Annotated in this window: 20 protein-coding genes; 14 read left to right on the forward strand and 6 right to left on the reverse strand. The window is 74.0% G+C overall.

Annotation, left to right across the window (positions count from 1 at the left end; translation table 11 throughout):
- The first annotated feature begins 272 nt into the window (after positions 1-272).
- The 3 genes from IF73_RS0129100 to IF73_RS0129110 are packed head-to-tail and all read left to right on the forward strand — an operon-like array spanning position 273 to position 2,930.
- On the forward strand, positions 273-530 hold the full coding sequence (locus tag IF73_RS0129100; RefSeq protein WP_037880835.1) for a hypothetical protein: 258 nt from the start codon (positions 273-275) through the stop codon (positions 528-530).
- Between the two features lies 1 nt (position 531).
- Positions 532-2,679, forward strand: coding sequence for a 4-alpha-glucanotransferase (gene malQ / locus IF73_RS0129105; protein ID WP_031013323.1), 2,148 nt, complete (start codon positions 532-534; stop codon positions 2,677-2,679).
- 20 nt (positions 2,680-2,699) lie between these two features.
- A complete protein-coding gene (locus tag IF73_RS0129110; protein ID WP_031013325.1) occupies positions 2,700-2,930 on the forward strand; it encodes a hypothetical protein in 231 nt (76 codons plus the stop codon).
- Between the two features lie 90 nt (positions 2,931-3,020).
- On the opposite strand, the gene IF73_RS0129115 is transcribed toward IF73_RS0129110, so the two are convergent.
- Positions 3,021-3,527, reverse strand: coding sequence for a MarR family winged helix-turn-helix transcriptional regulator (locus IF73_RS0129115; RefSeq protein ID WP_031013327.1), 507 nt, complete (start codon positions 3,525-3,527; stop codon positions 3,021-3,023).
- 138 nt (positions 3,528-3,665) lie between these two features.
- Between IF73_RS0129115 and IF73_RS0129120 the strand changes: the two genes are divergently transcribed.
- Genes IF73_RS0129120 through alc form a run of 4 tightly spaced genes read left to right on the forward strand, consistent with a single transcriptional unit; the run spans position 3,666 to position 7,754 of the window.
- Positions 3,666-4,631 (forward strand): EamA family transporter, encoded by a 966-nt coding sequence (locus tag IF73_RS0129120; RefSeq protein WP_031013329.1) that lies wholly within the window; start codon positions 3,666-3,668, stop codon positions 4,629-4,631.
- 5 nt (positions 4,632-4,636) lie between these two features.
- Positions 4,637-5,620 (forward strand): DMT family transporter, encoded by a 984-nt coding sequence (locus IF73_RS0129125; protein WP_031013330.1) that lies wholly within the window; start codon positions 4,637-4,639, stop codon positions 5,618-5,620.
- A 24-nt stretch (positions 5,621-5,644) separates the two neighbouring features.
- Positions 5,645-6,571: a LysR family transcriptional regulator gene (locus IF73_RS0129130; RefSeq protein ID WP_031013331.1), complete on the forward strand. Its 927-nt coding sequence runs from the start codon at positions 5,645-5,647 to the stop codon at positions 6,569-6,571.
- 58 nt (positions 6,572-6,629) lie between these two features.
- The gene (alc, locus tag IF73_RS0129135) at positions 6,630-7,754 is read left to right on the forward strand and encodes an allantoicase (RefSeq protein WP_031013332.1); all 1,125 of its coding nucleotides are present in this window, start codon (positions 6,630-6,632) and stop codon (positions 7,752-7,754) included.
- Positions 7,755-7,822: 68 nt separating this feature from the next.
- On the opposite strand, the gene pepN is transcribed toward alc, so the two are convergent.
- Entirely contained in the window at positions 7,823-10,402 is a 2,580-nt protein-coding gene (pepN, locus tag IF73_RS0129140) for an aminopeptidase N (RefSeq protein WP_031013334.1), read from the reverse strand.
- A gap of 142 nt (positions 10,403-10,544) precedes the next feature.
- A complete protein-coding gene (locus tag IF73_RS0129145; protein WP_031013335.1) occupies positions 10,545-11,561 on the reverse strand; it encodes an aspartate-semialdehyde dehydrogenase in 1,017 nt (338 codons plus the stop codon).
- Between the two features lie 190 nt (positions 11,562-11,751).
- Between IF73_RS0129145 and IF73_RS0129150 the strand changes: the two genes are divergently transcribed.
- Both IF73_RS0129150 and IF73_RS38875 read left to right on the forward strand, forming a co-directional pair.
- The gene (locus IF73_RS0129150) at positions 11,752-12,225 is read left to right on the forward strand and encodes a sigma-70 family RNA polymerase sigma factor (protein ID WP_051717417.1); all 474 of its coding nucleotides are present in this window, start codon (positions 11,752-11,754) and stop codon (positions 12,223-12,225) included.
- Positions 12,226-12,921: a hypothetical protein gene (locus IF73_RS38875; RefSeq protein WP_051717415.1), complete on the forward strand. Its 696-nt coding sequence runs from the start codon at positions 12,226-12,228 to the stop codon at positions 12,919-12,921.
- A 57-nt stretch (positions 12,922-12,978) separates the two neighbouring features.
- Here IF73_RS38875 and IF73_RS0129160 read toward each other — a convergent pair whose 3' ends face one another.
- Positions 12,979-16,293, reverse strand: coding sequence for a S8 family serine peptidase (locus IF73_RS0129160; RefSeq protein ID WP_031013340.1), 3,315 nt, complete (start codon positions 16,291-16,293; stop codon positions 12,979-12,981).
- Between the two features lie 198 nt (positions 16,294-16,491).
- On the reverse strand, positions 16,492-17,034 hold the full coding sequence (locus IF73_RS0129165; protein ID WP_031013341.1) for a CGNR zinc finger domain-containing protein: 543 nt from the start codon (positions 17,032-17,034) through the stop codon (positions 16,492-16,494).
- Between the two features lie 137 nt (positions 17,035-17,171).
- On the opposite strand from IF73_RS0129165, the gene IF73_RS0129170 reads away from it, so the two are divergent.
- From IF73_RS0129170 to IF73_RS0129190, 5 genes are all read left to right on the forward strand, one after another.
- Positions 17,172-17,627 carry a VOC family protein gene (locus IF73_RS0129170; RefSeq protein ID WP_031013343.1) on the forward strand — a complete coding sequence of 152 codons (456 nt, stop codon included), beginning with the start codon at positions 17,172-17,174 and terminating at the stop codon, positions 17,625-17,627.
- Positions 17,628-17,750: 123 nt separating this feature from the next.
- On the forward strand, positions 17,751-18,635 hold the full coding sequence (locus IF73_RS0129175) for a pyridoxamine 5'-phosphate oxidase family protein (protein ID WP_031013345.1): 885 nt from the start codon (positions 17,751-17,753) through the stop codon (positions 18,633-18,635).
- Between the two features lie 54 nt (positions 18,636-18,689).
- Entirely contained in the window at positions 18,690-19,253 is a 564-nt protein-coding gene (locus tag IF73_RS0129180) for an HPP family protein (RefSeq protein WP_199806740.1), read from the forward strand.
- A gap of 38 nt (positions 19,254-19,291) precedes the next feature.
- A complete protein-coding gene (locus IF73_RS0129185; RefSeq protein WP_031013348.1) occupies positions 19,292-19,759 on the forward strand; it encodes an NUDIX hydrolase in 468 nt (155 codons plus the stop codon).
- A gap of 126 nt (positions 19,760-19,885) precedes the next feature.
- Positions 19,886-21,040, forward strand: a complete 1,155-nt coding sequence (locus IF73_RS0129190) for a serine hydrolase domain-containing protein (protein ID WP_037880841.1) — start codon at positions 19,886-19,888, stop codon at positions 21,038-21,040.
- Between the two features lie 3 nt (positions 21,041-21,043).
- Here the strand turns inward: IF73_RS0129190 and IF73_RS0129195 are convergent.
- Positions 21,044-22,030: hypothetical protein (locus tag IF73_RS0129195; RefSeq protein WP_031013352.1), on the reverse strand; the 987-nt coding region annotated here is incomplete at its 5' end.

The raw sequence follows: 22,030 nt of genomic DNA on the forward strand, positions 1-22,030 counted from the left end.
ACCCGCCGGATCGTCAGGGGCGGGTCCTGCCCGGCCGGTTGGTCACGAGCGGGTTACGAGCCCACCACCCGTCGCACGGAGGTGTCAATGCGACGGGGCGAAGTGTCGGCTTTGCCCGGTGAACCTCCGGCGAGCTGTCGCCCTTTCGCCCCGTTCCCCCGGTAAAAGGGGCAAAGGGAGGCGCGGTGGGTAGGGCTATCACTCGCCGCACCCACGGCCGCCGGTCACCAGCCGTCCGGCCGCCACCCGTCGAGACGAACCGGGAGACCCCCGTGACCACGACCGCCCGCCCCCTGTCCGGACGGATACGGATCCCGCGCCAGGCCGCCTCCGGCGACGCCCCGCCCGCCGGTCCCGCGCCGCTGACCAGCGAGCCCTCCTGGGCGGCCGCCGCGCCGCTGACCAGCGAGCCGCCGCAGGCCGGCGCCGCGCCCCTCACCAGCGAGCCGCCCCTCACCGGCGCGGCCCCCCTCATCAGCGAGCCCGCCGCCCCCGGAACCCGGTGCGGCACGGAGTCCCCCGGAGCGTGAAGTGACCCTGGCCCGCCTCGCCGCCCGACACGGCGTCGCCACCGAGTTCAGCCCGTCCGAGGGCGTCACCAGGACCGTGCCCGAGGCCACCGTGGTCGCCGTGCTCGGCGCCCTCGGGGTCGACGCCACCACCCCGGAGGCGGTCGCCGCCTCCCTCGGCGCGGCGGAGCGGGCCGACCGGGAGCGGCTGCTCCCGCCCACCCTCGTCCGGCACACCGGCGACGGGCCGCCCGCCCCGCCCCCGCCGCTGCCCGACGGGACCCGGCTCCGGATCACCACCGAGACCGGCGCCGTCCACACGACGCAGACGGGCGCCGCCCGCGCCACCGAGACCGGCGGCGCCGTCCGCACCGGCGAGGACGGCGGCGTCTGGGCGCGGCTGCCGCTCGGCGTGCACACCGTGGACGCCGAGGCGCCCGACGGCCGCACCGCCCGCGCCACCCTGATCGTCGCCCCCGCGCGGGTCCCGGCCCCGGCCACGCGCGCGTACGGCCTGCTCGTCCAGCTCTACTCGCTGCTCTCCGAGCACTCCTGGGGCATGGGCGACCTCGGCGACCTGCGCGAACTCGTCTCCTGGGCGGGCCGCGCGCACGGCGCCGGGTTCGTCCAGGTCAACCCGCTGCACGCGGGCGTGCCCGGCGCGCCCTCGGACCCGTCCCCGTACCGCCCCTCCTCGCGCCGCTTCCCCGACCCCGTCCACCTGCGGATCGAGCGGATCCCCGAGTACGCCCACCTGGCCCCCGGCCCCCGCGAGGAACTGGACCGGATCCTCGCCGCCGCCGCCGAACTGCGCGAGGGCGTCCTCGGCAAGGGCAACGCCGTCGACCGGGACGCCGTCTGGGCGCTCAAGCTCCGCGCACTGGAACGGGTCGCCACCGTCGAGCTCGGCCCCGGCCGCCGCGCCGACTTCCACGACTTCCTCGCCGAGCGCGGCCGCGCCCTGGAGGACCACGCCACCTACCAGGCCCTCGCCGAGCGCCACGGCCACCGCTGGCGCTCCTGGCCCGAGCGGCTGCGCACCCCCGAGGGCGCGGCGGCGGCGGTCCGCGCCGACGCTGCCCTCGCCGCCCGCGTCGACTTCCACTGCCGGCTCGCCTGGCTGACGGACCGGCAGCTCGGCGAGGCCGCCGACGCGGCCCGGGAGGCCGGCATGGCGGTCGGGATCGTCCACGACCTGGCCGTCGGGGTGCACCCGGAGGGCTCCGACGTCTGGGCCCGGCAGGGCGACTTCGCCGCCGGCATGTCCGTCGGCGCCCCGCCCGACGCCTTCAACTCCCGCGGCCAGGACTGGGGCCTGCCGCCGTGGCGGCCCGACGCCCTCGCCGCCGCCGGGTACGCCCCGTACCGCGGCCTGCTGCGCGAACTCCTGCGGCACGCGGGCGCCCTCCGCATCGACCACGTCATGGGCCTCTTCCGGCTCTGGTGGGTGCCGGAGGGCCGGGAGCCCACCGAGGGCACCTACGTCCGGTACGACGCCGAGGCGATGCTCGCCGTCCTCGTCCTGGAGGCGCACCGGGCCGGCGCCCATGTCGTCGGCGAGGACCTGGGCACGGTCGAACCGGGCGTCCGCGAGGCGCTCGCCGCGCGCGGGGTGTCCGGCACCTCCGTGCTCTGGTTCGAGCGGGACTGGGACGGCGGCGGCGCCCCGCTGCCGCCGGAGGCGTGGCGGGCCGGCTGCGTGGCCACCGCCACCACCCACGACCTGCCGTCCACCGCCGCCCGGCTCTCCGGCGACCACGTGCTGCTGCGCCACCGGCTCGGGCTGCTCACCGGCGACCTGACGCGCGAGCGGGCCGCCGACGCGGCGGAGACCGCCGAGTGGCGCGCCGTCCTCCAGCGGCTCGGGCTGCTCCCGGAGGGCCCGGGCGACGAGGAGGCCGAGATCCTGGCCGTCCACCGCTTCCTGACGCGCACCCCGGCCCGGATGGTCGGCGTGTGGCTGCCGGACCTGGTGGGGGACCGCCGGCCGCAGAACCTGCCGGGCACCTGGGACGAGTACCCGAACTGGCGGCTGCCGGTGGCGGGGCCCGACGGGCAGCCGCTCTCCCTGGAGCGGATCGCCGCCTCGCCCCGCGGGCACACGCTGCTGCGGACCGTCGCGGAGGGGGTCGGAGCCCGTACGGCACCCCCGGGCGCGCGGGCCGTTTAGGTGTTCGCTACTTTTGCACCGTGGACAAGAAGAACGCCCTGCGCGCCGGCGCCGTCGCGGCCGGTACGACGCTGATGATGCTGCTCATGTCGTCCCCCGCGCTCGCGCTGACCCGCGACGACGGTGACGATCCGGCCCCCAAGCTGGAGGTCGTCGAGACCCTCGGCCTGTTCGTGGCGCTCCCGCTGGCGCTGTTCCTGGTCATCGCCGGTCTGGTGATGGTCCTCGACAAGTCCCGCAAGAAGGCGTAACCGCCGGAGGCGCGACCGCCTCCGCCCGTCTCCGAGGGCGCCGCACGGCCACCAGGGCCGTGCGGCGCCCTCGCGTTTCCTCCGCCGCCCTCAGAGGGTCGTCGCGAGCAGCTTCCGCAGCAGCCCGGCCAGCTGCTGCGCCTCCTCCTCGGTGAGCGCCGCCTGCACCGCCTCCCGCTGCCGCTCCAGGCCCGCGCCGACGGCCTGGTCGACCAGCTCCCGGCCGCGCTCGGTGAGCGTGACGCGCAGCCCGCGCCGGTCGTTCGGGTCGGGGCTGCGGGTGAGCAGTCCGGCCTTCTCCAGTCGGTCCAGCCGGCCGGTCATCCCGCCGGTGGTGATCATCAGCGTGGCGGTCAGCTCGCGCGGCGAGAGCGTGTACGGCTCCCCGGACCGGCGCAGCGTCGCCAGCACGTCGAACTCGCCGAGCGCCAGGCCGTAGGGCTTGTACGCCTGGTCCACCTGGTTGCGGACGGCGGCGGAGAGCCGGTGGATCCGCCCGAAGACCGCCATGGGGAGGGTCTCCAGATCGGGGCGGACGGCGGCCCACTGGTCGGTGATGGCGTCGACGGCGTCGTGCGCGGGCGGCTGCGTGTTCATGACCCCATTCTTCCGTCCCCGCCCACTCGATGACAAGAAAGCCACTTGCAAGTAAGTAGCTTAGTGCTAAGTTAATTACCGCCAAGCCAGTCGTGCTCCGGTCCACCGGGGCCGCACCGCTGCAGGGGGAGTCCCGCCATGTCCCGCAAGGCCGCCGTCGTCGCGCTCACCGCCCTCGCCCCGATCTCCTGGGGCTCGACCTACTTCGTCACCACCGAGTTCCTGCCGCCCGACCGACCCCTCTTCACCGGCCTCATGCGGGCCCTCCCGGCCGGCCTGCTGCTCCTCGCGCTGACCCGCAAGCTCCCGCGGGGCGCCTGGTGGGGGAAGTCCGCGGTCCTCGGGGCGCTCAACATCGGCGCCTTCTTCCCACTGCTCTTCCTCGCCGCCTACCGGCTGCCCGGCGGCGTCGCCGCCGTCGTCGGCTCCGTCGGCCCGCTCTTCGTCGTCGGCCTCGCCGCCCTCTTCCTCGGCGAGAGGCCCACCGCGCGGACCCTGCTCACCGCCGTCGCCGCCGCCTTCGGCGTCAGCCTCGTGGTCCTCAAGGCGGGCGCCGCGTTCGACCTGATCGGCGTCGGCGCCGGACTGCTCTCCTCGCTCTCGATGTCCGCCGGTGTCGTCTTCACCAAGCGCTGGGGCCGCCCCGAGGGTGTCGGCGCCCTCGCGCTCACCGGCTGGCAGCTCACCGCGGGCGGCCTGGTCATCCTCCCGATCGCCTTCCTTGTCGAGGGCGCCCCGCCGGCCCTCACCGGCACCAACCTGGCCGGCTACGCCTACCTCGCCCTCGGCAACACCGCGATCTCGTACTTCCTCTGGTTCCGCGGCATCGAGCGGCTGAGCGCCTCCTCCGCCACCCTCCTCGGCCCGCTCTCCCCGATCACCGCGGCCGTCATCGGCTGGGCGGCCCTGGGGCAGGCGCTCGGCCCGGTGCAGGTCCTCGGCATGGTGATCGCCTTCGGCGCCACCCTCGCCGGCCAGCTGGCCCCCGCGAAGCCCCACGCCCGGCCCGAGCCCGCCGCCACCGGCCCCGTATCGTTCAGTTCCACTGAACGGAACGGTCAGGAAGTTTCGATGGACCTGGAAGTTTCGGGAGTGCGACGGTAGGCGGCATGAGCCTCACGACACCCCGCCACCCGACCGAGACCACGAACCAGGCCGCGACCACGAACCAGGCCCCGACCCTCACCGAGACCCCCACCGAGACCGCCACCCGGAGACCGGCCCCCGCCCAGGGGGCCGGTCCCGGTCTGCTGCTCGCCCTTCTTGCCACCGTCGTCTGGTCCGGCAGCTTCGTCGCCACCCGCGACCTGGCCGACTCCGTCCCGCCCGTCCAGGCCGTCTTCTGGCGCTGGGTCATCGCCCTCGTCGCCGTCGCCCCGTTCGCCGCCCGCCCCTTCTGGCGGCAGCGCGCGGCCATCCGCCGACACCTCGGATTCACCGTCCTCGCCGCGCTGTTCGGCGTCACCCTCTACAACACCCTCGTCCACCAGGCCGGCCTGACCACCTCCGCCACCAACATGGGCATGATCATGGCCGCCTCCCCGGTGATCATGGCGGGCTTCGCCCGGCTCGCCGGCGAACGGCTCGGCGCCCGCCGCCTCCTGGGCCTCACGGTCGCCGTCCTCGGCGTGCTCCTCCTCGTCGGCAAGGGCTCCCTCGCGATCGACCTCGGCCCCGGCGACCTCTGGATGTTCGCCGCCGCCCTCTCCTTCGCCTCGTACAGCGCCCTCCTCAAGCGCCGGCCCCCGCGGATCGACGGACTCGCCTTCCTCTTCGCCACCTTCCTGCTCGGCGCCCTCATGCTCGCCCCCGCCTACGCCGCCTCCCTCGCCGTCCAGGGCGGCTTCCCCGCCACCCCCGGCACCGTCGGCCCCCTGCTCTACCTCGGGGTCCTCTCCTCCGCCGTCGCCTTCCTCGCCTGGAACAGGGCGGTCTCCCTGATCGGCCCGGCCCGCGCCGGAGTCGTCTACCACCTCCAGCCGGTCTGCGTCGCCCTCCTCTCGTACCCCCTCCTCGGCGAGCGGCCGGGACTGGCCGGCGGCGCCTGCATGGCGCTCATCCTCGGCGGAGTGGCGCTCAGCTCCACCCGATAGGGCGGGCCCGGTAGGTTGCGCCCCATGACCGAGTGGGACATCAAGAAGCTGCACATCCTGCGCACCCTGCGCGACCGGGGCACCGTCACCGCCACCGCGGAGACCCTGCTCATGACCCCCTCGGCCGTCTCCCAGCAGCTCACCAACCTCGCCCGGCAGCTCGGCGTGCCGCTCCTGGAGGCGCACGGGCGGCGCGTCCGCCTCACCGACGCCGCCCACCTCGTCCTGCGCCACGCCGAGGCGGTCTTCGCCCAGCTGGAGCGGGCCGACGCCGAACTCGACGGCTATCTGCGGGGCGAGGCCGGCCAGGTGCGCGTCGCCGCCTTCTCCACCTCCGTCCCCGCGCTCCTCGTCCCCGCCGTACGCCGGCTCCGCACCGCCCACCCCGGGCTCGGCCTCCGGATCCGGGAGGCCGAGGCGGGGGAGGCGTACGAGCTGCTCACGGCCGGCGAGGTGGACCTCGCGCTCTCGCTCGCCGCCCACGCGCCCACCGCCCGCGACCCCCAGTTCAGCCGGGTGCCGCTGCTCGCCGACCCCCTCGACGTCGCCCTGCCCGCCGGTCACCCGCTCGCCGACGCGCCCGGCCTGCGCCTCGCCGACCTCGCCGCCGAACCCTGGATCTTCGGCGGCTCCGGCCCCTGGTCCGAGATCACCACCGCCGCCTGCGAGGCCGCCGGCTTCGTGCCCGAGCAGGCCCACAGCGCCTCCGGCTGGACCGCGATCCTCGCCATGGTCGAGGCCGGACTCGGCGTCGCGCTCGTGCCCCGGATGGCCGCCGCCGACCGCCGGAGCGGCACCGGCGTCGTCATGCGGGTCCTCTCCGCCGACCAGCCGCGCCGCCACGTCGTGGCCGCGGTGCGGCGCGGGGCCGAGGAGGGCCCGGCGGTGGCCCGGGTGCTCGCCGCCCTGCGGCAGGTCGCCGTCCAGCGGGAGACCGTTCAGCAGAGCTGAAAAGAACCGTCGAAAACATTCGATGGACCCCGGGCCTCCGGGGCGGGACAGTCGGAACATGACCGCCATCGAGGACCCCCAGGACCCGCACGCCAACGACGCCGCCCCCTACGCCGGTGGCGACCCGTACGCCGACTACCGCACCGGCGACTTCCCCTTCACCGAGCTGGTCGACCTCGCCGACCGCCGCCTCGGCGCCGGCGTCGTCGCCGCCAACGACGAGTTCTTCGCCGAGCGCGAGAACCTGCTCGTCCGCGAGCGGGCCGTCTTCGACCCGGAGCACTTCGGCCACAAGGGCAAGATCATGGACGGCTGGGAGACCCGCCGCCGGCGCGGCGCCGACGCCCAGAACGTCTTCCCCGCCCCCGAGGACCACGACTGGGCGATCGTCCGCCTCGGCGCCCCCGGCGTCATCCGGGGCCTGATCGTCGACACCGCCCACTTCCGCGGCAACTACCCGCAGAAGGTCAGCGTCCAGGCCACGGCCGTCGAGGGCAGCCCCAGCCCCGAGGAACTGCTCGACGCGAAGTGGGAGGAGCTGGTCCCGCCGACCCCCGTCCGCGGCCACGCCGCCAACGGTTTCACGATCGACAGCGACCGCCGCTGGACCCACGTCCGCCTCTGCCAGCACCCGGACGGCGGCATCGCCCGCCTCCGCGTCCACGGCGAGGTGCTGCCCGACCCCGAGTGGCTGGACCTCCTCGGCACGATCGACCTGCTCTCCGTCCTCAACGGCGGGTCGTACGAGGACGCCTCCGACAGGTTCTACTCCTCGCCGACCCAGATCATCCTGCCCGGCACCTCGCGCAAGATGGACGACGGCTGGGAGAACCGCCGCCGCCGGGTCCGCGGCACCCACGACTGGGTCCGCTTCCGCCTCCCCGCCCAGGGCGCCGTCCGCGCCGTCGAGATCGACACCGCCTACCTCAAGGGCAACTCGGCCGGCTGGATCGCCCTCCACGGCCGCAACGGCGACACGGGCGAGTGGTTCGAGATCATCCCCCGCACCCGCCTCCAGCCCGACACCCCGCACCGCTTCAGGCTCCCCGCCCGGGCGGTCGTCACCCACGTCCGGCTCGACGCCTTCCCCGACGGCGGCGTCGCCCGCATGCGCCTGCACGGCTCCCTGACCGAGGACGGCGCCGCCGACCTGCGCGCCCGCTTCGACCGCGCGAGCCGGTAGGCACCCGGGACACGACGAAGGGGCGCCCCCACGGGGAGGGCGCCCCTTCTCCGTACCGCCTTACGGGACTACTTCGCGGCCGCCGCGTCCGCCGCACGGGCCTTCAGGGCCCGCTCGACGCCCGCCCGCGACTCCGTCACCAGCCGCCGCAGCGCCGGCACCGGGTCGTTGGCCGCGATCCACGCGTCCGTCGCGTCCAGCGTCTCCTGCGAGACCTGGAGCGTCGGGTAGAGACCGACCACGATCTGCTGGACGATCTCGTGGCTGCGGGTCTCCGCGACGCCCTTGATCGACGCGAAGTACTTCTCCGTGTACGGGGCGAGCAGCTCGCGCTGGTCGGTCTGGACGAAGCCGCCGATCACCGCCTCCTGCACCGCGTTGGCCAGCTTGTCGTCCTCGACGACCGCCGCCCACGCCTCCGCCTTCGCCGCCTCGGTCGGACGCGCCGCGCGGGCCGTCGCCGCGTGCCGCTCGCCGGCCGCCGTACGGTCCCGCTCCAGCTCCGCCGCGATCTCCGGCTCGTCGTAGACGCCGGTCGCGGCGAGCCGCTGCACGAACGCCCAGCGCAGCTCGGCGTCGACGGCCAGGCCCTCGATGGTCTCCCGGCCGTCCAGGAGCGCGGCGAGCAGGTCGAGCTGCTGCGGCGTCCGGGCGGACGCGGCGAAGGCCCGCGCCCACGCCAGCTGGTGGTCGCTCGCCGGCTCGGCCGCCTTGAGGTGGGTGAGCGCCGCCTCGGTCCAGCGGGCCAGGCCCGCGTCCCGCCACTCCGGCGCCGCGTACAGGTCGAGGGCCGCCTTCACCTGGCCCTGGAGCGACTGCACCACGCCGATGTCGGACTCCTTGGCGATGCCCGAGAGCACCAGCTCCAGGTAGTCGCGGGTGGCCAGCTCGCCGTCGCGGGTCATGTCCCAGGCCGAGGCCCAGCACAGGGCGCGCGGCAGCGACTCGGCGAAGTCGCCGAGGTGCGCGGTGACGTTCTGCAGCGACACCTCGTCGAGGCGGACCTTGGCGTACGACAGGTCGTCGTCGTTCAGCAGGACGACCGCCGGCCGGGACTTGCCGACCAGCGCCGGCACCTCGGTGCGGTCGGTCGCCGTCAGGTCCAGCTCCAGGCGCTCGGTGCGGACCAGCTTGCCGGCGGCGTCGAGGTCGTAGAAGCCGATCGCGATCCGGTGCGGGCGGAGCACCGCCTCGCCCTTGGCGCCGGCGGGCAGCGCCGGGGCCTCCTGGCGCACCGCGAAGGAGGTGATCGAGCCGTTCTCGTCGGTCTCGATCTCCGGGCGCAGGATGTTGATGCCGGCCGTCTCCAGCCACGCCTTCGACCACGTCTTCAGGTCGCGGCCGGAGGTCTCCTCCAGCGCGCCGAGCAGGTCGCTGAGGCGGGTGTTGCCGAAGGCGTGGCGCTGGAAGTACGCCTGCACGCCCTTGAAGAACTCGTCCTGGCCGACGTAGGCGACGAGCTGCTTGAGGACCGAGGCGCCCTTGGCGTACGTGATGCCGTCGAAGTTGACGAGCACGTCCTCCAGGTCGTTGATCTCGGCCATGATCGGGTGCGTCGACGGCAGCTGGTCCTGGCGGTAGGCCCAGGTCTTCTCCGCGTTGGCGAAGGTGGTCCAGGCGTTCGGCCAGCGGGTGCCCGCGACGGACGCCTGGCAGGCGACCGAGGTGTAGGTGGCGAACGACTCGTTCAGCCAGAGGTCGTTCCACCACTCCATGGTCACGAGGTCGCCGAACCACATGTGGGCCAGCTCGTGCAGGATGGTCTCGGCACGCCGCTCGTAGGCCGCGTCCGTCACCTTCGAGCGGAAGACGTACTGGTCGCGGATGGTCACCGCGCCCGCGTTCTCCATCGCGCCGGCGTTGAACTCCGGCACGAACAGCTGGTCGTACTTGGCGAACGGGTAGGCGTACGCGAACTTCTCCTGGAACCAGCCGAAGCCCTGCCGGGTCACGTCGAAGATGTGGTCCGCGTCGAGGAACTCGGCCAGCGACGGACGGCAGTAGATGCCCAGCGGCACGACCTGCCCGTCCGGGCCCTCGTACGTCGAGTGCACCGAGTGGTACGGGCCGACGATCAGGGCCGTGATGTACGTGGAGATCCGCGGGGTGGGCTCGAAGGCCCACACCCCGTCCTTCGGCTCCGGGGTCGGCGAGTTGGAGATGACGCTCCAGCCCTCCGGCGCCTTCACGGTGAACTGGAAGGTCGCCTTCAGGTCCGGCTGCTCGAAGGAGGCGAAGACCCGGCGGGCGTCCGGCACCTCGAACTGGGTGTAGAGGTACGCCTGGCCGTCGACCGGGTCGACGAAGCGGTGCAGGCCCTCGCCGGTGTTGGTGTACGCGCAGTCCGCGACCACCCGCAGCTCGTTGCGGCCCTGCTTCAGGTGCGGCAGCGCGATCCGCGAGTCGCGGAAGACGGCGGCGACGTCGAGGGAGTGCCCGTTGAGCACGGCCTCGTGCACGGCGGGGGCGACGAGGTCGATGAAGGTCTCGGCGCCCTCCTCGGCGGAATCGAAGCGGACGGTGGTGACGGACCGGTAGGTACCGCCCTCCTGCGCACCGGTGAGGTCCAGTTCGACCTCGTACGCGTCCACGGTCAGCAGCGCCGCCCGCTGCTGGGCCTCTTCACGGGTCAGGTTCGTACCAGGCACCCGGTCAACTCCTCGGTTTCGTGACGTTTGGCCCATCCTTCCACGGGCCCCTCGGCGAGCGCATCGCGCATTTCCCAGGGCGAACACGGAAGAACGGCGGTCACCCGGAAGGATGACCGCCGTTCTTGGTGTGGACGGGGGCTCAGCCCTTGAGCTCGGCCGCCACCAGCTCCGCGATCTGCACCGCGTTGAGCGCGGCGCCCTTGCGCAGGTTGTCGTTGGAGAGGAAGAGCGCCAGACCGTTCTCGACGGTCTCGTCGACGCGGATGCGGCCCACGTACGAGGCGTCCTTGCCGGCCGCCTGGAGCGGGGTCGGGATCTCGGACAGCACGACGCCCTCGGCGTCCTTGAGCAGCTCGTAGGCGCGCTCGACGCTGATCGGACGCTCGAAGCGGGCGTTGACCTGGAGCGAGTGGCCCGAGAAGACCGGCACGCGGACACAGGTGCCGGAGACCTTCAGCTCGGGGATCTCCAGGATCTTGCGGGACTCGTTGCGGAGCTTCTGCTCCTCGTCGGTCTCGAAGGAGCCGTCGTCGACGATCGAGCCGGCCAGCGGGACCACGTTGAACGCGATCGGACGCTTGTAGACGGCGGGCTCCGGGAACTCGACGGCCTCCCCGTCGAAGGCCAGCTGGTCGGCGTTCTCGGCCACGGCGCACGCCTGGGTGCGCAGCTCGGCGACGCCGGCCACGCCCGAGCCGGAGACGGCCTGGTAGGTGGTGGCGATCAGCGCGGTGAGGCCGGCCTCCTGGTGGAGCGGCTTGAGGACCGGCATGGCGGCCATCGTGGTGCAGTTCGGGTTGGCGATGATCCCCTTGGGGCGGTCCTTGACCGCGTGCGGGTTGACCTCGGAGACGACGAGGGGGACCTCGGGGTCGCGGCGCCAGGCGGAGGAGTTGTCGATCACGACGGCGCCCTGGGAGGCGACCTTCTCGGCGAGGGCCTTGGAGGTGGCGCCGCCGGCGGAGAAGAGCACGATGTCCAGGCCGGTGTAGTCGGCGGTGGCCGCGTCCTCGATCGTCACGCCGTCGACGACCTTGCCGGCGGACCGGGCGGAGGCGAAGAGCCGCAGCTCGTCGACCGGGAAGTTGCGCTCGGCCAGGATCTTGCGCATGACTGTGCCGACCTGACCGGTGGCTCCGACGATTCCGACCTTCACGGGGACTCCTCCGTACGTGTGTGCAGGTGCTGCCGCTCCCCATCATGCGTGTCGCCTGCCGCTGCTTGTCCAATCCATTGTCCGAGGGGCGGGACGCGGTCCGGCGGATGAACGTTCCGGCGGGTGAACGTTCCGGGGCGGTCGCGCGTCGGAGGAGGGTCACCGGCAGGGAGGAGGCGGGGTGGAGCAGATGGACGCGGCGCTCGTGGACCGGGTGCGGGCGGTCCTGGCGCTGGGCGGGGTGCCGTACGCGGAACTCCAGGACGGGGTCCAGCAGGTGGGGCTGCGTCTCCTGGAGGCCCGGGCGAAGGGGGACCCGCCCCGGTCCCCGGCCGCCTGGTGCGCGGTGGTCGCCAGCCGGGTGGCCGCCGACTGGCACCGGGCCCGCCGCCGCGACGAGCGGCTGGGCGAACGGCTGACCGCGCTGCCGGCCCCGCCGGGCGGCGGCGGCGAGGAGGACCGGCTGCTCGCGCTGACCGTGGCGGACGGCCTGGAGGCGCTGCCGGAGAGGCAGCGGCAGGTCCTGGTGCTGCGCTTCTACGCGGACCTTCCGGTGGCCCGGATCGCCGAGGAGCTGGGCGTCCCGGAGGGGACCGTCAAGAGCAGGCTGCACGCCGCCGTCCGCGCCATGCGGGAGCGGCTCCACACGGACGAGGTGGTGTGAGTGAGCGAGGACACACGGGACCCGCTGGCGGCGGCGCTCTTCCCGGAGGACGCGCCCCCGGGCGCCGGGGACGACCCCGAGGTCGCCCGCGCCCTCGCGGACGTGGCCCTGATCCGCGAGCAGCTGGGCGTCCTCGCGGGCGCCCTGACGGCGGAGCCCGTACCGGCGGCGCCGGCCGTACGCCCCCGGCGCCGGGGCAGGATCGTGGCCTGGGCGCTCGCCGCCTGCGGGGCGCTCGGCGTGCTCGGGACCGGCGGGGCGTGGCTGGCCGCCCGCCCCGACGGCGGCATCGACAGCGCAGGGGGCGACGCGAAGCTCTCCGCCGGCGGGATCGTGGCCTGCGCCTCGGACGTCGCCGAGGGCACGGTCGCCCGGGTCGAGCCGCTCGGGAAGGAGGGGGAGCTCCGCGTGGTGCTGCGGGTCGAACGCCGGTACAAGCCGGAGGGCGAGGGCTCCGGCGAGCTGGCCTTCCGCGGCTGGGCGGCGGACCCGTCGTACTACCGGCCCGGCGTGAGGATGCTCGTGATCGTCTCCCGCTTCCCCGACGAGGGGGTGCTCACCTACCGGGAGGACATGGAGCCGCCCGGCGAGCTCGGCGAGCCCGTCGGCCCCGTCCGTGACGAGCTGGAGTACGGCCGCGCGTGGGTGACGAACGGGCTGCGGGAGGGGGTCGGCGACTGCCCCGGCCGGGGCTGAACGCGGAAGGGGCGGACACCCGCACGGGTGCCCGCCCCTCCTCGTACCGCCCGGGTGTTACGGGGTGACGCTGCCGATCAGGACGCTGCCGGTGCCCGCGACGGTGCCGCGCGCGTTGAGCAGCTGGACCTGGCCGAAGAACTGGCGTCCCTCGGGGGCCGCGCCGCCGACGACGACCTCGGCCGCGACCTTGGTGGTCGCGCCGTTGGCCAGCGGGTAGGTCTTCGCCTCGTCGACCTTCACGGTGCCGAGCGACGGGGAGAAGAACACGTCCTTGTAGTCGTAGGTCGTGCCGCCCTCGGCGTGCACCGCGTAGCCGTCGACGACGACGGTGTACGTGCCGGCCTTCGGCTTGACGAGGGAGACGGCCTCCTCCGAGTCGCCGTCGGCCGACTGGCCGACCTGCTTGCCGTCGAGCAGCACGGTCAGGTCGAGGTCGGCGGCCTTGTCGGAGGTGTTGCCGATCGCGATGTCGAGGCGCTCGACGCCCTCACCGATGGTGACGGTCTTCGTCTGCTGCTCGTGGTGCTGGATGGTCGGCGTCTCGGACTTCTGCGAGCCGAGCGAGCCGCCCTTCAGCTTGCCGTCGATGCCGGCGAAGCCGTTGCTGACGGTCCACTCGACGGACGCCGGGGTGCCGACCTTCGCCTCGGCGACCGTCTGGACGGCCGGGTCGAAGGAGGCGCCGAGCACGGAGACGTCCAGCTTGTACGGGTTGTCCAGGTCCGGCGAGGTGCGGCGCGCCTCGACCTCGATCTCCCAGACGCCGGCCTGCGGGGCGGCGTACGAGCGCAGGTCGGGGCGGCAGGTGTTCGCCGGGTTGTAGTGCGGGTAGCAGCCGGTGGTCGCGGTCGGGTCGACCGGGACGCCGTACGGGTGGATGGCGATGAACCGGGTCTGGCTCTTCTCCTTCAGCCCGCCGATCCGCACCTCCAGCGAGGTCGCGCCCTGCGGCACGGTCACGAAGTACGACTTGGTGCTGTTGCGCTGCACCGAGCCGGCGGCGGAGAAGCCGTAGCCGGGGGCGACCAGGTCGCTCGCGACGACCGAGGTGGCCATGATCTGCTTGTCGACGCCCTCGGTGCGCTCGTCGTCGGCCTCCAGGAGCACGCTGTGCACACCGGCGGTGGTCGGACGGGCCTCCAGCTTGACGGTGACCGGCTTGTTCAGCGGCAGGTCGACCTCGTCGTCGCCGAGGATCCGGAAGGTGCCGTCGTTGTACTTCAGGTCCAGCTCGTGCTCGACGGCACGGTCCGGGCCGCTGGTGCGGGTGACGGTGACGTCGTAGACCTTCTTCTGGCCGACCTTGAGGCCGCCCTCGCGGTCGTACACACCGGTGCCGGTGTGCGGGGCCGGGAAGATCACGGTGTCGACCGGGGCCTCGACCTTGTAGGAGTGGGCGGTGGCCCCGTCCTTGATGGAGTCCCACGCCTCGACGACGTCGACGAGGCCGGCGCCCTGCTCGTGCGCCGCGACACCCGGGATCCGCTTGGCGGTCGAGGTGAGGGCGGTGCGCAGGGTCAGCGGGGAGAGCTCGATGCCGCGCTGCTTGGCGGCGGAGAGCAGCAGCGCGCTCGCGCCGGCGACCTGCGGGGACGACATCGAGGTGCCGTTGAGCATGCCGTAGCCGGCGGGCAGGGCGTAGCCGGACTCGGCGACGCCGGCGCCGGCCTGCCAGGTCGGGATGGTGTTCACGGCCGAGCCCGGGCCGGTGACCAGCGGGGCGGCGCCGCCGTCCTCGCGCGGACCGCGCGAGGAGAACGGGAACATGGCGTACGACTTCTCGACGGCGGAGCCGTAGTTGGCCGCCCAGGTCGACCGGGAGACGGCCGCGCCGACCGAGAGGACCTTGTCGGCCAGGCCGGGGTCGCCGATGGTGTTGGTGCCCGGGCCGGAGTTGCCGGCCGAGATGACCAGCTGCACGCCGTACTCGTCGATGAGACGGGTGTAGAGGCGGGCGCGGACGTTGTCGCCGTCGTTGAGCGCGGGCAGGCCGCCGATCGACATGTTGACGATGTCGACGCCGCGGTTGACGACGAGGTCGACCATGCCCTCGGTGAGGGCGACGTTGGTGCAGCCGCCGGTCCAGGTGCAGGCGCGCGAGGAGACGATCTTCGCGCCGGGCGCGGCACCGTTCATCCGGCCGCCGAAGAGGCCCTTGGCGGCGGTGATGCCGGCGACGTGGGTGCCGTGCGAGGACTCGACGAGGCCGATGTTGACGAAGTCGCGCTTCTGGCCGACCCAGGAGCCGCCCAGCGGGTCCATCGGGACGTCCTTGCGGATCTCCACGACGAACGGGGTGCGCTCGGCGACCTCGGTGGCCGGGTTGTCGGTACCGAAGTAGCCGATCTGGTACCCGTCCTTGTACGGCTTCATCGGCTCGTTGTCCGTGAAGTCGAAGTCCTGGTCGGTGTCGACGCGGACGGTGCCGGCGGCGGCGTCGTACAGCATGCCGAAGACGTCGGTGGTGTCGCCGTCGCGGTTGATGTCACCGGCCGGGTCGCCGCCCGCCGTGACGGACTCGCTGAAGCGGCTCCACTGGTAGGAGCCCTCGGGCGCCTTCCAGGACTGCGAGGCGGCGGTGAAGACCGGGCCCGCGACCGGGGTGATCTGGGCGCGCCAGGTGCCGTCGCCCTCGGTGAGCGGGTCGGTGGCGGTCACCCAGTCGACGATCTTGCGCTCGCCGGTGGTGGTCTTCTGCAGGGCCGGGTGGCCCAGGTCGACGCCCGAGTCGAGGACGCCGATGGTCACCCCGCGGCCGTCGGCCTTCGGGTGGTCCTCGACGAACTCGACCGCGCCCGTCTCGTGGGACGGGTTGTACGGGTTCTTCGCCGGGGTGTACTTCGACGGCGCCGGGTAGGTCCGGGTCACCGTGGTGCCCTCGACGGAGCCCGTGACGCCCGCGTCGGGGCGCGGGTCGTCCAGCTGGATCTCGGCCTGGAGGTCGAGCGACTGGACGGAGGAGAGCTTGGCGGCGGCCTTGATCGCGGCCTCGGCCTTGCCGGTCGGCAGGGTCGCGCGGACGTAGCCGAGCTCGTCGTTGCGGTTGCCGACGGAGCCGCCGGGGACGGCGTCGAGCTGGCCCGCGACCTGCTCGGTCGCGCCGGGCGCGGTGGCGACCAGGACGGTGACGTGCGGCTCGCCGGCGGCCTCGGCCTCGGCGAGGCGCTGCGCGTCGATGGCGCCGAGCTTGTCGGCGGGCTCCGCGGTCTTCACCGGGGGGTTCGTCGCCGGGGTGTCGGCGGCGAGGACCGGTGCTGCACCGGCCGCGACGAGCGCGGTCACCAGGCCGGCGGCGGCGGCGATCCTGGCCGCCCGCCCGGTCCCGGTCGAGCGCCCGGGTATGGAGCTCTGGGTTTCGGGGGTGGTCATTTACATCCCTGTTTGTGAAAGAAGAGGGTCCGGATTCCGGTACCGGATGACCGCTCAGCCTTTCGCAAGTGACAGGGTTTTGTGGAGAGTTCCTGGAGGGCATGCTGTGTCCATGGCGTACATCCGCCACCGCGCGTCCTCCGCCACAGAGCGCGAATCGCCCTCAATGAGGGCGATTCGACGGGTGGTTCCCGGCCGTCACTGATCCTTCGTGCGCGCGTAGTGCCGGGACGCCTTGGCGCGGTTGCCGCAGGTGGCCATCGAGTGCCAGCGCCGGGTGCCGTTCCGTGAGGTGTCGAAGAAGTGCAGGATGCACGCCTCGTGCGCGCAGGTCCTGATCCGGTCCGGGGCGGTGCGCAGCAGGTCCAGGTAGTCGCGGGCGGCGGTCCAGCCCGGCCCCCACGCCGGATCGGCGAACTCGGCCCGCTCCCCGGGGCCTTCGGCGGTGAGCAGCGCGCGGATCCGGCCGTGCTCCAGGACGGCGTCGACCCGTGCCACCGCGTCGGGGTCGCCCGGCCGGTCGACCAGCGCCTTCAGTGCCTCGCGGGCGGTGCGGGTGTGCCGGAGCGTGGCCTCGTCGGCGGTGAAGCGGTCGGCGAGCCCGTTGGACGCGAGCCAGACCGCCAGCCCCTCGGTGCCGGTGAGGAGGTCCTGGCGCTCGCCCTCCCGCATCCAGCGCGTGTTGAGCAGGTCCAGGGAGACCGGCTCGCCGGTGTGCGGCCGTGGATCGGTGACGGGCATGGCGGGCATCCTCCTCGACCCCCCGGACGATCTAACCCCTCAAGCGTACGTGACAGGTTGCGCCCGTCCACGCCTAACCCTTAAAGTCGAATTAAGCGGTTAGCCCGTAGGGGGCGGCCGACGACGAGGGGACCGTCATGTCCGCGATCGGCACACTGAACACGGCGCACATCGGCATCAACGTCACCGACCTGGACCGCTCGCTCCGCTTCTACGGCGACGTCCTGGGCTTCGAGGTGATCGGCTCCGGCGACGCCGACGGCCGCCGCTACGCCTTCCTGGGTCAGGGCGGCACGCTCGTGCTCACCCTCTGGCAGCAGGCCGCGGGCGGTTACGACGCGGGCCTGGCCGGCCTGCACCACCTGGCCTTCGAGGCCGAGTCCATCGAGCGGGTCCGCGAGGCCGAGGCGGCCCTCAAGGCGGTGGGCGTCACCTTCGCCTACGACGGCGTCGTCGCCCACCGCGAAGGCGCGGCCTCCGGCGGCATCTTCTTCCACGACCCCGACGGCACGCGTCTCGAGATCTCCGTCCCCAAGGGCGCCGAAGCCTCCCCGGCCCCCCACACGGCCGCCCCGACCTGCGGCTTCTTCTAGACGCAAGGTGTGGGCAGGCGTTCCGCCAGGGGCGGAACGGGTGGGCACACCGCCGAACGCGCCCCCCGCGCCCAGGGGTCGCACCCGCACCCCCAGAGACCCGCACCCACCCCGGAGGCCCCCATGCGCACCACCGCCTACCACGAAGGCTCGGTCGCCGTTCAGAAACGCCTCGGCGTCCAGCACGCCGCCGCCCACATCGCCCCCAGCATCCGCCCCGGCATCCGCCCCGTCGCCGCCGCGTTCCTGGAGGCCCAGCCCATGCTGGTCCTCGCCGCGGCGGCCCCGGACGGCCACGTCTGGGCGACCCTGCTCACCGGCACCCCGGGCTTCGCCCGCGCGACCGGCCCGCACACGGTCTCGGTCGCGGCCACGCCCCGCCCCGGCGACCCGCTCGCCGAGGCCCTGACGGCCGGGACCCCCGTCGGCACCCTCGCCCTCGACCCCCGCACCCGCCGCCGCATGCGCCTCAACGGCACCGCCCGCCCCAGCGTCCGCGGCCTGCTGATCGAGGCCGAGCAGGTCTTCGCCAACTGCCCGAAGTACCTCCAGAAGCGCGAGCTGTACGGCTCCGGCCCCGCCGGCCCGGACGCCCCGCCCGTCCGCCGGGGCGACGCCCTCACCGAGGCCCAGCTGGCCGCCGTCCGGGCGGCCGACACCTTCTTCGTCGCCACCGTCGGACCGGACGGCGCCGACGCCAGCCACCGCGGCGGCAACCCCGGCTTCGTCCGCGCCGAGGGCCCCCGCGAACTGGTCTGGCGGGACTACCCGGGCAACGCGATGTTCCTCACACTCGGAAACCTGGAGACCGACGACAGGGCCGGTCTCCTCTTCCTGGACTGGGAGAACGGCACCACCCTCCAGCTCAGCGGCCGGGCCGAAACGGTATACCGTTTCGATGAGCGGTTCGTCCGCTTCCGGGTCGACAGCGTCGTCGAGACCCCGGCCGCCAGCCCCCTGCGCTGGTCTGCGCCCGAGTACTCACCGGCCAACCCGACCACCCCCTGAACCGCACCCCTGCCGCCCGCACGCGGACTCCCGATCCACGTTCCCGAGGAACCCGTGACCACCAGCACCCAGGCTCCCGAGGCCACCGTGCCCGCGCCGTCCGCGCCCACCCCCGTCCCCGCCCCTGTCCCCGCCCCCGTACGCCCCGGCCCGCCGCCCCGCCCGCGACCGACGGCGGTGCTGACCGCCACCGCCGTCAGCACCGCCGCCCTGCTCCTGCTCGTCGCCCTCGGCACCGTCCTGCACCACCCGCTGCTCATACCGCCGCTGGCCGCGAGCATGGCGCTGGTCGCCGCCTCCCCGGACCTGCCGCTCTCCCAGCCCCGCTCGGTCGTCGGCGGACAGCTCGTCTCCGCCCTCGCCGGCTTCGCCGTCCTCGCGGTGGCCGGCCCGGGCCTGTGGAGCGCCGCCGTCGCCGGCGGACTCGCCCTCGGCGTGATGGCGCTCGCCCGCGCCCCGCACTCCCCGGCCGCCGCCACCGCGGTGATCGTCGCGCTCGGCTCCCCGCCCTTCTGGACCTTCACCGGGCTGCTGCTCGCCTCCTGCGCGCTGCTCGTCGCGGTCGGTCTGCTCGCCGCCCGCGCCACCCGCCGCCGCTACCCCGTCTACTGGTTCTGACCGGTCCGGCCGTCACCCCGATCGCCTAACCTCGCCTCATGAAGCAGGAGTTGAGGGTGGCGGCCTACGCCGTGTGCGTCCGTGACGGCGAGGTCCTCCTCGCCCGCTGGGTCGCCAAGGACGGAACCAGACGCTGGACCCTGCCCGGCGGCGGCATGGACCACGGCGAGGACCCCGTCGCGACCGTCGTCCGCGAGGTCGAGGAGGAGACCGGATACGTCTCCGAGCCGCTCGCCCTCCTCGGCGTCGACTCGGTCACCCGCGACCGGCTGCCCCGGATCGGCGCCGGCGGTTCCTGGCACGGGCTCCGTCTCCTCTATGAGGCCCGGATCGCCGGCGGCGCCCTCCGGCCCGAGACCGGCGGCTCCACCGACCTCGCCGCCTGGCACCCCCTCGACGCCGTGCCCGACCTGCCCCGGGTCCACCTCGTCGACGTCGGCCTCGACCTCTGGCGCAGCCGCCCGCCCCTCGGCCGCTCCGCCCTCAGCGACCCGCGCCGCAACTAGGCCGCGACCGGGCCGAGGGGAACGGCCGAAAAGCGCTCAACCGTCACCACCCCGCTCAACCCTCCCGTCCCGCCCCCGGTCCTCCCCGCCGACCGCAGTACCGGACCAGGGACACAGGGGACCCACATGACCAGCACCCGCACCGCCCGTACCGTCGTCGCCGCGGCGCTCGCCGCCGGCCTCACCGTCACCGCCCTCGCCGCCCCCGCCCTCGCCGCCGGACCCGCGGCCCCCGCGAAGAAGGACCACGCCGCCACCCGGGCCGCGCTCCAGGCCAACGTCGACGCGGGCGTGCCCGGCGCCGTCGCCCAGGCCCGGGTGGACGGCCGCTCCTGGACCGGCACCGCCGGCGAGCGCGGCGGCGACGACCGCTACCGCGTCGGCTCCATCACCAAGACCTTCGTCGCCACCGTCCTCCTCCAGCTCCAGGCCGAGGGCCGGATCGACCTCGACGACCCGGTCGAGAAGTGGCTCCCCGGCCTCGTCCGCGGCAACGGCCACGACGGACGGAAGATCACCGTCCGCCAGCTCCTCAACCACACCAGCGGCGTCTACAGCTACACCGAGGACCCCGACTTCCAGCAGAAGGTCTTCGGCGCCGGCTTCCTGGAGCACCGCTACGACACCTGGAACCCGCGCGACCTGGTCGCCGTCGCCACGAGCCACGCCCCCGAGTTCGCCCCCGGCACCTCCTGGCGCTACTCCAACACCAACTTCGTCCTCGCCGGGCTGGTCATCGAGAAGGTCACCGGCCGCCCCTACGGCAAGGCCGTCGAGAACCGGATCATCAAGCCCCTCAAGCTCCGCGCCACCAGCGTCCCCGGCACCCGGGTGAACATGCCGAGCCCGAGCAGCCCCGCCTACTCCACCCTCGACCCCGCGAAGACCGCCCCCGTCCACGACGTCACCACGCTCAACCCCTCCCTCGCCCACGCCGCCGGCGAGATGATCTCCGACTCGGCCGACCTCCAGACCTTCTACCGCGCCCTCCTCAAGGGCCGGCTCCTGCCGAAGGCCGAGATGCGCGAGCTCACCACCACCGAGCCCGTCTCCCCCCAGTACCCCGACTACCGCTACGGCCTCGGCATCTCCTGGCAGAAGCTGAGCTGCGGCACCGAGGTCTGGGGCCACGGCGGCGGCATCCACGGCTCCCTGTCGGAGGCGTACACCACCCGCGACGGCCGGCACACCCTCGCCGCCAACGTCAACGCCGACTGGACCGGCGACACCCAGGCGATCATCGAAGCCGAGTTCTGCGGCACGGTCCCGCCGAAGAAGTAGCGCTCACCGCGGCAGGACGACGACATAGGCGGCGGGCTGCCGGTCCGACGCGGCCATCAGCGCCGTACGGACCACGGTGGCCTGCTGCTCCATCGACTCCCGCAGCTTGCGCGGGGTCAGATGGAGCACCGTGATGCCCAGCCGCTCCAGGTGCTCCCGCTTGCGGGTGTACTCGGACCACATCGCGTCCTCGTCCTGCCGCGGCGCCCGGGTGTCCAGCTCCACCGCCACCGCCTGGTCCGGCCAGTAGGCGTCCACCCCGCCCAGGTGCGGGCCGCCCGGCAGCCGCAGGTCCACGTTCCACAGCGGGTCCGGCAGCGCGAAGTCCCGCACCATCTCGTACAGCCGCTCCTCCGACAGCGCCCGCCCCTCCACCAGGAGCGAGTCCACCGCGTCCACCACGTGCGGCCGGGTCAGCAGCCGAGCCCGGCTCAACTCCCGGACCAGCACCGGGGGTTCGCAGTGGCCGCCGCGGACCGCCTCGGTCAGCAGCCGGCGGACGGTGTCGGCGTCGTGCAGCCCCGAGACGGCGTCGGTGACCGCCCGCGCGACCGGCGCCACCGGCAGCCCGGTCAGCTCCACCGGCTCCGGCGACTCCGGCGCCCGCACCACGCGCACGAAACCGGTCGAGCGCAGCCGCCGGGTGCGGCCCACCAGGACGTCGATCCGGTCCAGGGCGGTCAGCGGGGGAGCGGAGGAGAAGCCGTGCAGGGCGAGCGCGGCGAGCCCGGTGATCATCGCGCCCGGGCCGTGCAGCGGAGCCTCGCCGTCCCGGCGGGCGTACAGCAGCGCGGCCCGCAGCCGGTCGTCGCTGGTCGGCGCCCCGGGGCGGAGCAGGAAGACGCCCGGCAGCAGCTGCTGCCAGTCGCCGCCGGCCCCGACCCGTCCGGCGACCTCCGCGGCGGGCACGCCCATGGCGCGCAACTGGCCGGTGGACGCGAGTCGTTGGGTGATGCCCGCGGGGGAGGAGAGGGGGCGGGGGCCGGGGCT

Source organism: Streptomyces sp. NRRL F-5727 (assembly GCF_000719555.1).
Taxonomy (GTDB): domain Bacteria; phylum Actinomycetota; class Actinomycetes; order Streptomycetales; family Streptomycetaceae; genus Streptomyces.

Coding starts and splice junctions, on each gene's coding strand:
- IF73_RS0129115 (WP_031013327.1), bottom strand. CDS start 3,527: ATGAACACGCAGCCGCCCGCGCACGACGCCGTCGACGCCATCACCGAC.
- IF73_RS0129120 (WP_031013329.1), top strand. CDS start 3,666: ATGTCCCGCAAGGCCGCCGTCGTCGCGCTCACCGCCCTCGCCCCGATC.
- IF73_RS0129125 (WP_031013330.1), top strand. CDS start 4,637: ATGAGCCTCACGACACCCCGCCACCCGACCGAGACCACGAACCAGGCC.
- IF73_RS0129130 (WP_031013331.1), top strand. CDS start 5,645: ATGACCGAGTGGGACATCAAGAAGCTGCACATCCTGCGCACCCTGCGC.
- alc (WP_031013332.1), top strand. CDS start 6,630: ATGACCGCCATCGAGGACCCCCAGGACCCGCACGCCAACGACGCCGCC.
- IF73_RS0129150 (WP_051717417.1), top strand. CDS start 11,752: ATGGACGCGGCGCTCGTGGACCGGGTGCGGGCGGTCCTGGCGCTGGGC.
- IF73_RS0129160 (WP_031013340.1), bottom strand. CDS start 16,293: ATGACCACCCCCGAAACCCAGAGCTCCATACCCGGGCGCTCGACCGGG.
- IF73_RS0129165 (WP_031013341.1), bottom strand. CDS start 17,034: ATGCCCGTCACCGATCCACGGCCGCACACCGGCGAGCCGGTCTCCCTG.
- IF73_RS0129170 (WP_031013343.1), top strand. CDS start 17,172: ATGTCCGCGATCGGCACACTGAACACGGCGCACATCGGCATCAACGTC.
- IF73_RS0129175 (WP_031013345.1), top strand. CDS start 17,751: ATGCGCACCACCGCCTACCACGAAGGCTCGGTCGCCGTTCAGAAACGC.
- IF73_RS0129185 (WP_031013348.1), top strand. CDS start 19,292: ATGAAGCAGGAGTTGAGGGTGGCGGCCTACGCCGTGTGCGTCCGTGAC.
- IF73_RS0129190 (WP_037880841.1), top strand. CDS start 19,886: ATGACCAGCACCCGCACCGCCCGTACCGTCGTCGCCGCGGCGCTCGCC.